General features: G+C 42.8%; 9 protein-coding genes. 4 read left to right on the forward strand and 5 right to left on the reverse strand.

Annotation, left to right across the window (positions count from 1 at the left end; translation table 11 throughout):
* Positions 1–104: 104 nt before the first annotated feature.
* Complete coding sequence (locus tag DP120_RS02225; RefSeq protein ID WP_112221545.1) at positions 105–650, reverse strand: glycerol-3-phosphate responsive antiterminator; 546 nt, start codon at positions 648–650, stop codon at positions 105–107.
* A gap of 392 nt (positions 651–1042) precedes the next feature.
* Here DP120_RS02225 and DP120_RS02230 point away from each other — a divergent pair, with 392 nt between their 5' ends.
* From DP120_RS02230 to DP120_RS02245, 4 genes are read left to right on the forward strand one after another with little or no spacing between them, the layout of a single operon-like run.
* Positions 1043–1648 carry a TetR/AcrR family transcriptional regulator gene (locus DP120_RS02230; RefSeq protein ID WP_165843697.1) on the forward strand — a complete coding sequence of 202 codons (606 nt, stop codon included), beginning with the start codon at positions 1043–1045 and terminating at the stop codon, positions 1646–1648.
* Positions 1649–1670: 22 nt separating this feature from the next.
* A complete protein-coding gene (locus DP120_RS02235) occupies positions 1671–2996 on the forward strand; it encodes a cytosine permease (RefSeq protein WP_112221547.1) in 1326 nt (441 codons plus the stop codon).
* Positions 2997–3010: 14 nt separating this feature from the next.
* Positions 3011–4105, forward strand: coding sequence for a DUF917 domain-containing protein (locus DP120_RS02240; protein WP_112221548.1), 1095 nt, complete (start codon positions 3011–3013; stop codon positions 4103–4105).
* 1 nt (position 4106) lies between these two features.
* Positions 4107–5696 carry a hydantoinase/oxoprolinase family protein gene (locus tag DP120_RS02245; RefSeq protein ID WP_112221549.1) on the forward strand — a complete coding sequence of 530 codons (1590 nt, stop codon included), beginning with the start codon at positions 4107–4109 and terminating at the stop codon, positions 5694–5696.
* A 260-nt stretch (positions 5697–5956) separates the two neighbouring features.
* Here DP120_RS02245 and DP120_RS02250 read toward each other — a convergent pair whose 3' ends face one another.
* From DP120_RS02250 to DP120_RS02265, 4 genes are all read right to left on the reverse strand, one after another.
* A complete protein-coding gene (locus tag DP120_RS02250) occupies positions 5957–7225 on the reverse strand; it encodes a hypothetical protein (protein WP_112221550.1) in 1269 nt (422 codons plus the stop codon).
* On the reverse strand, positions 7215–9035 hold the full coding sequence (locus tag DP120_RS02255) for an AAA family ATPase (RefSeq protein WP_112221551.1): 1821 nt from the start codon (positions 9033–9035) through the stop codon (positions 7215–7217). Before DP120_RS02255 ends, DP120_RS02250 begins: the two co-directional genes overlap by 11 nt.
* Before the next feature lie 73 nt (positions 9036–9108).
* Positions 9109–11532, reverse strand: coding sequence for a DEAD/DEAH box helicase family protein (locus DP120_RS02260; protein WP_112221552.1), 2424 nt, complete (start codon positions 11530–11532; stop codon positions 9109–9111).
* The gene (locus tag DP120_RS02265) at positions 11525–11851 is read right to left on the reverse strand and encodes a nucleoside triphosphate pyrophosphohydrolase (RefSeq protein WP_112221553.1); all 327 of its coding nucleotides are present in this window, start codon (positions 11849–11851) and stop codon (positions 11525–11527) included. The genes DP120_RS02260 and DP120_RS02265 overlap by 8 nt, the downstream gene beginning before the upstream one ends.
* Positions 11852–11858: the final 7 nt, after the last annotated feature.

Here is an 11858-nt window from a genome sequence, read left to right on the forward strand (position 1 = left end):
GAATTTGTCCGTTACAGTGCGGGTCTCCTCTTCTCTTACACAGCTCTTAACTTGTCATTCTAATTTATCAGCTTTTGAAAGCGCGGTCAACACATCGTTCTCCGTCATAACTCCCACAGCTCGGAATCTGATGTGGATACGGCTTTGGCTCCGCCGCTGTATGCCAGCTCAACGTCTTCCGCACTGCGGATCAGCCCTCCTGCAATGATCGGAATACCGGTCTTCTGGTGGACTTCCTCGATCACTGACGGAATGATCCCGGGCAATAATTCGATATAATCCGGTTTGACCTGGCCGATCAGCTTGATGTTATTCTCCAATGCATGGCTGTCCAGCAGGAACAGCCGCTGAATCGTCAGCAGGTTGTTCTTCTTCGCCAGCGTAATCACATTGCCACGTGTCGAAATGATGCCGTCCGGCTTGATCTCCCTTACCAGAAACTCCATACCATAAGCATCCGTCTTCAGCCCCTGGATCAGATCGGCATGAAGAATAACTTTTTTCCCCGCCTTTTTCGCGGTCCGCACCAAAACCTGCAGCTGCGACAGCCGCACTTCCAGAAAAATAATATAGGGATGATGGCTTTCCAGCAAACGCTCAAAGTCCTTCATATTCCGCAAAACGGGCAAGACTCCCTGCAACTCCGGCATTCCGTTTTCCTCCTCAGATGTTCTACGCTCTAAAACCAATAGCCTCTAAGTTTGATGATGCTACTATTCGTTGGATTAATCAAGGAAGAAATCCTTTGTGCTTGAGTGAAAAGTGATTTCGTATGGTGAGGTAATAAAGGATTGATTTAAATTACGTTACATCAGAATGAAAAAGAAAAAGTAAAGTTCTTCTATAAAGAAGAGCTGCATCTGTGACTTTTCTGCTCAATTTTAAAAATAAATATTTTTTATCTAGTTCCTTGCCCTTGCTGAAATGGAATCGCTTTCAATTAATCTGTTTATTTTAACTATTCATTTTTTTCTAAAAAAGTCTTGCAATACTGAAAATTCGACCATATAATTTCACCTAATACTTGTTAGGTGGTGAAGAAGTGAAAAAACAAGAAATCTTAGCAGCCGCAATCCTTCAATATTCAAAGTATGGCTACCAGGGAGCGACAATGAAGAAAATTGCTGATGAGGTCGGCATTAAGCCGGCATCCATTTACTTTTTTTTCGAGAATAAAGAAGCTCTCTTTATCGCCGCATTCCAGGAAATTTCGGAAAATCACCATAACGCCATGGAAAAAGTTTTGGAAAGCCATATTCATGAGCCGGTGAATCGTATTTTTTCAGCGGTGCTCCGAGGAATCGTGGACCATCACACATTCCACCAAGCAGAAACTTCTGCCTATATCTCTTTGGTCACTGCGCCGATTCCCAGTATAAAAACACATATTCAGAAATATATGCTGGATTTCGATAATTGGATGTTGGAATCACTTGAAAGCGCATTGATGAAAACATATCCTTCTATCCAGACATTTGAAATGGATAGCATCATTAAACAATTTGTATTACTTGCCAACGGTGTCTTCTGGGGAATAAATATATACGACTCCGATTATCTGGAGGAACAGGTTCAAGCGGCGGATGAAATCATCCAGTCGATATTCCTCCAATTGGACCGGAACTATGGTCTTCCCCAGTTAAAATAAAAACATTTGAGGAGGAAATGGAATGGAAAACAGATTCGCTAAAAATTTAGTTCAGGATTTCGAACGTGAACCCGTCCCACAGGAAAAACGGAAAGGATGGCTGAAACTTTCCATTGTCTGGATGGGAGCAGTTATTGCATTATCAGCTACAGTTCTTGGCGGATCGCTCGGCAGCGGCTTATCAATGACTGGTGCTGTCATTGCAACATTGATCGGCTGTTTCCTATTGGCTGTTGTCAGTGCTCTCTGTTCTGTCGTCGGAGCACAAACAGGATTGTCCACTTCATTTGTATCCAGGTTTTCACTCGGCAAATACGGTTCCTATGCTGTTTCGGCAATTATAGCAATTGCTTTGTTCGGCTGGTTCGGTGTTCAAGTGGATTTATTCGGGGCCAGCCTCCACACTGTCCTGCTCAATGTTTTCAATATTGACGTCCACCCTAAAATACTGGTTGTTGCAGGAGGAATCCTGATGACCACGACTGCATTTTTCGGTTATAAGGCTATTGAGAAATTCAGCCTTCTTGCCGTCCCGCTTCTCGGCATCCTTCTGGTCGCTTCATTGATCCGCGTGATGAGCAATCAGTCATTAAGCGAAGTTCTCAGTGTTCCGGCGACAGGAGACCCGCTGACAATCGGCCTTTCCGTATCATTGATCATCGGCTCTTTGGCAGTCGGCGCCATCATTGGCCCTGATATTTCCCGGTATGCCAAGTCGACCAAAGATGCTGTCATCTCTTCTTTTGTCGGATTCTTCGCCGGATTCAGCGCAGTGCTGCTAATCGCTGCTGTACTGGCGAAAGCAACAGCACAGACTGATATTGTTTCTATTTTACTTGGAGTCGGCTGGGGAACAGGTGCCATGCTGATTCTGATTTTGGCGCAGTGGACTACCAACGATAACAATCTATACTCTTCAGCACTCGGATTTTCAGTAATCTTCAAGCACACACCGAAATATATTTTAACCATTGCGGCCGGTATTATTGGTACATCGATGGCTGTGGGAGGAATTTACACACATTTCATCCCTTTCCTGATTTTCCTGAGTGCCCTGATACCACCGATCGGCGGTATCTATGTCGCTGACTATCTAATGAACCGAAAGAAATACACATTCAGTAATCTTGATGCTCAGCCTAATGTAAATTATGTCGGTATCACTATTTGGATTTTCGCTTCTTTGGTCGCTTTTGCTACAACTCCCGCTCCTAATGGCTTTGGATTATTCACATTGACCGGCGCTTCCGGATTTGACGCCTTTCTAGTTGCATTCGCTGTGCAATTGGTTGCCAGCAAAGTTCTTCAAGGCAGTAAACAAACTGATCTGATCTTCAATAAAAACTAAAGGAGGAATTTCTCTTGAGACTACTTGGAAAAGAAGAAATCGAAAACATAGCCATTGGCGCAGCCTTACTCGGCACTGGTGGCGGTGGTGACCCATACATCGGCAAACTGATGGCGCTGCAAGCCATTGAAGAACACGGCCCAATCCGGCTGCTCGATCCGGAGGAAGTTCCGGACGACGCACTGATTGTCCCATCGGCCATGATGGGGGCACCGACAGTAATGATTGAAAAAGTTCCGAACGGTGAAGAAGCCATCGCTGCATTCAAGTCGCTCGAGGAATACCTTGGAAAAGAAATTTATGCCACTATGCCCATTGAAGCCGGCGGGATCAATTCATTGCTGCCTCTTGCTTTAGCAGCAACCCTCGGCCTTCCGGTCATTGATGCAGACGGAATGGGCCGCGCATTCCCGGAGCTTCAGATGGTCACGTTCTATCTGGAAGGTGTTTCTGCAACCCCGATGGTTTTATCCGATGAAAAAAAGAACAGTTTGCTGTTGAATACGATCGACAGTGTCTGGGCTGAACGGATTGCCCGCACTGCAACCATTGAAATGGGCGGTTCAGTAATGCTCGCCATCTATCCGATGGAAGGCCGCGTTGTAAAGCAATCGGCTATTAAAAACATCCTGTCTCTTGAAGAAAAGATAGGCGCAGAAATCCGGGCAGCAAAGAAAGAGAATGAAAATCCTGTAGATCGCATTCTTGGTTTGACTGCTGGCCGCGTCCTATTCCAAGGAAAGGTTACAGACATCAACCGCAAAACACAGGACGGATTCGCTAAAGGAACTGCTACTATCGAAGGATTGAACGATAATAAAAACGAAGAATGCAAACTGCATTTCCAGAATGAGCATCTGCTTGCTCAAGTGGATGGCCGTACTGTCTGTGTAACACCGGATCTGATTACCGTTCTCGACTCAGACACCGGAATGCCTATTACGACAGAAGGGCTCCGATACGGATCCCGCTGCACAGTCATCGGCATGCCATGTGACCCGAAATGGCGCACTGAAAAAGGAATCGAAGTGACCGGTCCCCGGTACTTCGGCTATGACCTCGATTTTCAGCCGCTGGAAGAACTGCATTTAGTGAAGGAGGAGATTTAATATGGCGAGTTACCGCATAGGGATTGATGTTGGAGGAACCCATACCGATGCCGTCCTGTTAGATGAAGCTTATAACGTCATTTCAGAAGTGAAAGCAACAACAACAGAAGACGTCAGCTCAGGGATTTACCAAGCCCTGAAAAGAGTCGTTGCAGCCAGCGGTGTGCCGGTCGAGCAGATTCACTATGCAATGCTCGGCACTACGCATTGCACCAATGCTATCGTCGAGCGGAAACGCCTGAACAAAGTGGCGGCCATCCGTATTGGCGCTCCGGCCACTACAGCGATCAAACCGTTGGTCGGAGTGCCTGATGATCTGCGTTCCATTCTTGGAAAACACCTGTATATCGTACGCGGAGGCAATGAATTCGACGGACGTGAAATCGTGCCGCTCGACGAAGAACGTATCCGTGAAATTGCAGAGGAATTGAAGGGACAAGTCGATTCGATCGCCATTACTTCCGTCTTCTCACCCGTTTCAACCCAACACGAAACAAGAGCTGGAGAAATCGTGAGAGAAGTGCTTGGAGATGAAGTCGCCGTTTCCCTATCGAGTGAAATCGGCAGTGTCGGCCTGCTCGAACGTGAAAATGCCACCATCCTCAATGCTGCAATTGTTGATGTTGCAACTTCCACTGCCAATGGATTCATCAAAGCTCTTGAGCAGGAAGGCATTCATGCCGATATCTTCTTCGGTCAAAATGACGGCACTTTGATGTCTGTCGAATATACAGTGAAATACCCGATTCTTACGATTGCCTGCGGACCGACCAACAGTCTGCGCGGTGCAGCTTATTTGACTGATCACCCCGATGCACTCGTCGTCGATGTGGGCGGTACAACAACAGATGTTGGCGTACTGGTGGCATCATTCCCTCGCCAGTCTTCTCTAGCCGTTGAAATCGGCGGCGTCCGGACTAATTTCCGCATGCCGGATATCGCTTCCATCGGACTGGGCGGCGGAACGATCATTACGTTAAATGAGGATGGCAGTTTCCAAATCGGACCGGAAAGTGTCGGCTATCGACTGATTGAAAAAGGGCTTGTCTTCGGTGGTGATACGCTGACAACCACCGACGTCGCTGTAGCTCTAGGTATTGCAGACCTCGGAGATCCGTCCCTGGTTTCCCATCTTGATAAAGAAGTGCTGAAAAAAGTCTATACAAAAATGGTCGACATGGCAGAAGAGACGATCGACAAGATGAAAACAAGTTCAGACCCTGTTCCTGTCATCCTGGTTGGCGGCGGAAGCATCTTGTTCCCAACCGAACTGAAAGGTGCATCCAAAGTTATCAAGCCTGAAAATTCAGGAGTCGCTAACGCCATCGGCTCTGCAATTTCACAGGTGAGCGGTCAGATCGAGAAAATCTTCAAAACCGATGAACTGGGCCGCGAAGAAACGTTGGCATTGGCCAAGAAAATGGCTTTTGATGAAGCCATCCAAGCTGGTGCCGATCCAGATGATTTGGTCATCGTCGATTTGGAGGAAGTTCCGCTTTCCTACCTACCAGGCAATGCCACGAAAATCCGTGTCAAAGCTGCAGGCGGTTTGCTGAGTGAACGGAAATTAACTGGCGCTGCACCTTTATAAGATTTAATTCATTAAAAATTCAGCTGACTAATCAGCTGATTTTTTTGTTTTTTTATGCTTTTGCTTTTTTTACTCTTTGTCTATAGCGAAAATTTCTTCAGGGAAGAGACTCTTTACCTCCACAACACCTGCTTTAAGGCAATTTATAAAGTTTGGCTCAATCAGGATGCAGGATCGTTACAAACCTTTTCAAACATTAATGAAAAATCCAAAAGTGGATCACCTTATCGGTAATCCGCTTTTGGTTTTAGTTATTTAAATTAGATAGTTACTTCCTTATTATATAAAGAAACAATCCTCACCTTTTCCTGTTCTGCTCTATCTACTTCAATTTCCCCTAAGCATAATAAGCCTCTTATCAATACATCGCTATCAATTAAATACTGCCCATTTTTATCTTTTACAAGGTGCATATAACTAACAAGTTCACTCAATCCCTTTGATGCATAATTGATGGATTGGGTATTTTTAATTTCTCCAATAATCAATTCCGCCAACTGTTTCGATTCGCGATGGACCTTTTCAATTAAAATATCGGGTCTCCCCCGCCAATAATTCAATGACTTTTCCTTATTAAAGAAAGTTTGCGCCAATTGATGGTATTTATAGAAAGAACGGCTTTCATGAATTAAATATGGATTTTCACTTTCTGCTATTTCATCACTGTGAACAGCAAATCTCACACGGTTCGAGCCTGCACTGTCATGATACAAGTGAAAATCGTATTCTCCATCTGCCCAACTGGCAACTTTTGAATTGGTGCCATCCATTAAATAATACTCTGCGTTGTTTTGTTTCTTTAAAATCTGAACAATCCAATATAGTTCGAATAACACATCTTCGTTAGCGGGTAAGATGAAAAATTCGTGAAGCACATCTTTCAAGTGTTCGGAGGTATAGTTCCCCTGCTCCAACTGGTGTATGAAATACAAAAGATAAGCTGCTTCACGGTAAATTTTCTTGCGATGCGTTTTTGCTTTATTAATGATTCTATCGGATACTTTTTGTTTTTCAATTTTAGATACATATATATTATGGTAGAGAGCATCTTCAACATTTCTGCGATTATTCATTACATCCTCATACCATGGACGGGCAGCGAAGAGTTTCAAGAACTGGTCGTCATAACAATACGTATAAAGTTTTGATAACAATTCTTTTAACACCAAATTTTCATCCGTATTAAAAGTGCGTTCCGTTTCCCTAGTTATGAATCGGTAATGGTCTTTTGGATTCGTCTGGAGCCTCCGATGAAGCGTCTCTTCCCATAAAATTTCTCCTCTGACCTCATAGTAACTTTCCATGGTTGTTGAGTTGGTTGAAGATTTTATAGAAGCTAATTCTTTTTCAAGAGATTTCATAAACGCAATCGTGTGATCGCTTTTGATAAATCGTAACTTGAGTAAATCCTGTAAACGATCGATTGTAAAGTCAGCATGATGAATAACCGAATCTATCTGGATAACTCCATCTTTTAAATATCCATACAGATAATTGCTTACTTCGCTGATCATCCACTCAAACTTCATCAGTGACACCTATTTGGAAATAGTCTTCGATGAAATCTACCAATAGTTCCTGCGCAATCGCATCACCTAATTGATCTTTGATATGCATAACAAATTCCTTGATTTTATAATCACTTAAACCTTCAAATTGAGGAAGTACGTATAAGATGATAGCAGACGTAAAGTCACCATCCTCAATTGTATAATTTGCAATATCCCGGACGATCGCTGGACCAATTTTGCGATACTCATTTATGATTCTCCAAAGCGACGTTAGCGTATCCGTGTACAAATAATCCAGCACTGACCACACCTTTAAATATTCATCAACCAGTGACCCTGTTATGGATTTCGGAACACTGACGGGAATAAAGGCAAAACGGCGCATAAAAGCATAACTCATTTCAAATAACGAAGATTTATCGATTGTATTCATAGTTCCGATAATTCTCCAGCTTTTTGGAATAACATATTCATTGGGCTGAATATCACCTGCAGTTTTACTTTCAGGTTTCAGTATAATTTGCGAACCATCTATCGCTTCATATGGAAGGGTTACTTCATCCCCGGCCAACACAGAAAAGAGAGGTCCAAACGCTTTATCTATATCCGCCCTGTTAATCTCATCGATTATTAACCATTCGTTTAAATCATTGCCTTCTTTATCTTTAAAGCATTGGAGAAAAAGACCTGGATCGAAGTATAATTCTCCGTCTTTTTGTGGCTTATAACCTCCAATGGTGTCATAAGTTGTCCAATTTGAAGTTGCAGTAACCAGTTTGCTTTCCACTTCGGTCTGTCTACAAATTTCGTTTGCTAATTTTGATTTCCCGGTGCCCGGTGGACCAGTAAAAATGATATGTTTACCACTTTTCAAAGCAGTTTGTATTTGAGACTGCAAAATCTCTTCGTTTTCAAAAACAAGATTGCCTAAATTAGCAATGTTCATGTCTTCTGGTTTGCCTTTGGGTTTATCTGGGTTTTCAACAGGTTGTGGAACTATTGGTGTACCTACTACACGAACTGGATTCCAAATTTCTTTTAGTTCTTCATTATGGTAAAAATTCACCGGATCATATTTTCCTTCGGCTTCCAGCGATTGTCGGATTTTAAAAAGTCTCTTATCAATATCTGTTTCTTCAGTATTTTTAATCCGGTCTTTAAAGTTTTTTTCAATAAGAACTTTGTGACCTGCACTGGCCATGCATTCATAATAATCCGGAGCAAGTAAATGAGAAATAATGTGCTGGACCTGAACGTTTTTGCCGATTACATTTTTTGTATCACTAATAATTTTCTTCAGTTCCCACGGATTATTAAGCGCGTTTACTCGTTCTTCACGGGACATAAGTTTAACGGAGATTGCAAATTGAATAATATAAGAGATTTCTTCGAACTTTGCCGTATTATAATATGTACCTGTAGCACCGATGCCTAATTCCAAATGCTGGAGCATAGGATGGCTTTCATTATATGAAATTTGACCCCAACTGGCTATATCCTTTAACTTGAGCAATTTAGTGCGATAACTTACAGTTCCTGAGTACGGAAATAGATAGTAGATATACATGATTTCCAGAGCGAGTTGATATATTTCCTTTTCTGACCCTTGTAACTGCATTTCGAACTTTTTGTCGAAAGTCATTTTTTCAGTGTAAAGAGGATTGTCATTAAATCTAGACTTCAAAGTCTGCAGATTCTTTAATGTCCATAACTCTTGTTCAGCATTAAATAAAGAACCTTCTTGCAGTAAACAATGTTCCTTCCATTTATCTGCTGCTATGTAAACTGCGTCACGATCACCAATATTGTTATAAAATACTTTTGCCACCGAATTCCTCCTGTTATTTTCTATTTTTATCCGCTAAAAAAGGGGGATTATTAAAGGAATACTTTGCTATAAGTTAATTTAAAAGCGGAGTTGAACTCTTTCTCTCAAAATAACTATGCAATCTATAGTCTGAGATTTCCTTAGTCCAAAAACACAAAAGTTTATTCTCTTCTTTATCAGGATTCAAATTCAGCTTAAATACGCCTTCTTCAAAACTGACTAACCCTTCTTTCGCACTCCCGCTCCATTTAGTCATCGGCATACGTGCAATCAAATCACTGACAGCTTTTTCGTTATACTTTCTCAGTCTCTTACCTTGTTCATCACTGAAATCAGTTTTCAAACGATAGTCTTTCTCTGTCAGGTATTGATGGAAGTATGGAGCTGCTTCCTGCGGAGTAATCGGATCCAGCCATTGATCGTCACCTTTTAAAAGCATATAACTGAGAACAACCATCTTATAACTCTTCGTCATCCCTGTTCTTTCCACTTCAATCAGCCAGTCTTTGTGATTCACCCAAACACCTTGCTCCGTTTCATCCAATTCATCTGCATATGCCAGCAGGCCGAACCAGCTCTTGAATTCTTGCTTCACAATTTTCGAATCGGAATTAGCATGTAAATGGAATTCTAAATAAGTCGGTCTTCTGCCGAATTCCCGCTTTAGCTCTCTATAAGCCAGAACCACAGCTTCTTTTCGCGGAGCGCGCTTTTTGTTCAGCTCTTTCACTAGGTCAATTACTTGTATGTCCAAGTTGAATTCACATGCTGAAGGAACAAGGGGTTCGATTGGATTGCTGACACCGGCTTTTCCTGTTTTATCAAACACCGATAGTTTCAGGTCAGCATTCTGGTAATTCCCGATGAAATCGATGATCACACAATGTGACTTGCCGTCTGCAATACGCAGGCCTCTTCCTATTTGCTGAGTATAAACCGTCAGTGATTCAGTTGGCCGAATGAATAATAGTGTATCGACCTTCGGAATATCGACTCCTTCATTGAAAAGATCGACAGTGAAAATGACTTCAAGTTCGCCTGTATCCAATCGAGCTCTTGCTGCTTTCCGTTGATCAGGCGGCGATCCGCCATGCAGAGCAATAGCACGAACTCCATTCTTCCTGTAAAACTCACTCATATAAATCGCTTGTCTGACAGACGAGCAAAAGACGATTGTCCTCGTTTGCTTATGCTGCTGCCAGGCTGCCAGAATCTTGCCGGCGAAATCTTCCTGGAGCTGAACTTGCATCAGTTCCTCTTCATCGTACCGTGTCCCTAGCCAGCGAATAGCTGAATAGTCGGTGTCATCATAAACGCCGTAATACTGAAATGGCGAAAGCCAATTCCGTTCAATGGCGTCCAGAAAGTGAATCGAAATCGCTACGTTGCCATCACATAACGCATAGACATCTTTATTGTCCATACGGTCCGGTGTTGCTGTTATACCCAGCAGAAACTTTGGTTCAAAGTGATTCAACAGCCGCTCGTAGGTCGGAGCTGCTGCATGATGAAATTCATCCACTACGATCAAATCGAATGCATCCGGTTCAAAGCGATCCAGGTGATATTGGCTGCCTAATGTATATATAGAAGCAAAAATAAAATCTGCATCTGTTTTCTTCTCCGAAGCATTATAAAAAGCACTTGTTCTATCCGGATGCACATGCTGAAACGACTGCTTCGCCTGGAACAGAATTTCTTCCCGGTGCGCAACAAACAACACCCTCTTGAACTTATCTGCAAAAAAAGCAGCGAGATATGTTTTGCCGAGTCCAGTAGCTAAAACGACCATTGCCCGGCTGTATTCTTCATCCATTGCATTTTCCAAAGCTTCGAGCGCTTCCCGCTGAGCCGGTCTCGGAGATATTTCTTTGGTATATGTTTCAGGCGGCTCGCTTATTTCCTGCGGCTGCGCTGGACCTACCGTCATTTCGACTTCTTCAGCTTCGGACCACACAGGACTGATCGGTCGCTTGATATTGGCGTTCTTATGTAATTCGGTATATTCAGCAAGAGTCTCACGATTCAGCGGAATGGTCTGTTCCCCGTAAAAATAAGTATGAAACTGATTCACAGCTTCTTCAAAAACTTCATTGTCCACTGAAGTAGGAGCGATCAAATTCCATTCCACTCCCCGTGTTAACGCAGAAGCAGAAATATTTGAAGAACCTACGATCAAGTGAGATTTTTCAGTTCCGCGAAACAGGTAAGATTTCGGATGAAATGAAACTCCCCCGCTTTTCCAGAGACGCACTTCAGCCTCCGGCAATTGTTCAAGCAGCATCTCTAACGCGCAAGGCTGAGTAACGAATAAATAATCTCCAACCAAAAGTTTAATCGGCACTTTTCGTTCTGCAGCTTCCTGAAGAAATGGGAGAATTAAGTTGATGCCTGATTTCATCGCAAAAGCCGTAATCCAATGTATCTCTTTCGCTTCCTTCGAAAGCTTCTCCAAATGTCCCAGAAGTTCAGAAGTTACCAATTCCAGCTTAGTCATCTTCAACCTCGATCAGGAAAATTCTTTTCTCAAACCCACCTCGTTTTTCTGCTTTTGACCGGCGAACTTCTTCAAGCTGTTCAATTGTTGCTCCATGTATTTTTACAGCGGCATACATCAATTCAAGAATGTCAGCCAGTTCTTCCACTGCCTCTTCATTTGTTGTTGCTTCCTGATATTCTTCGAGTTCTTCATTCAATTTTTTCTTAACTTCTACCATGTATTCTTCTTTCGAAAGAACACGAGTAGAAAACTGTTTGTTGGTTTTCTCAATTACTTGCGGGATGTGGTCTCGGACGAGTTTGTTGTAAGTTGGCATTTTCTTC

This window comes from Planococcus halotolerans (genome assembly GCF_003289955.1).
Lineage (GTDB): Bacteria > Bacillota > Bacilli > Bacillales_A > Planococcaceae > Planococcus > Planococcus halotolerans.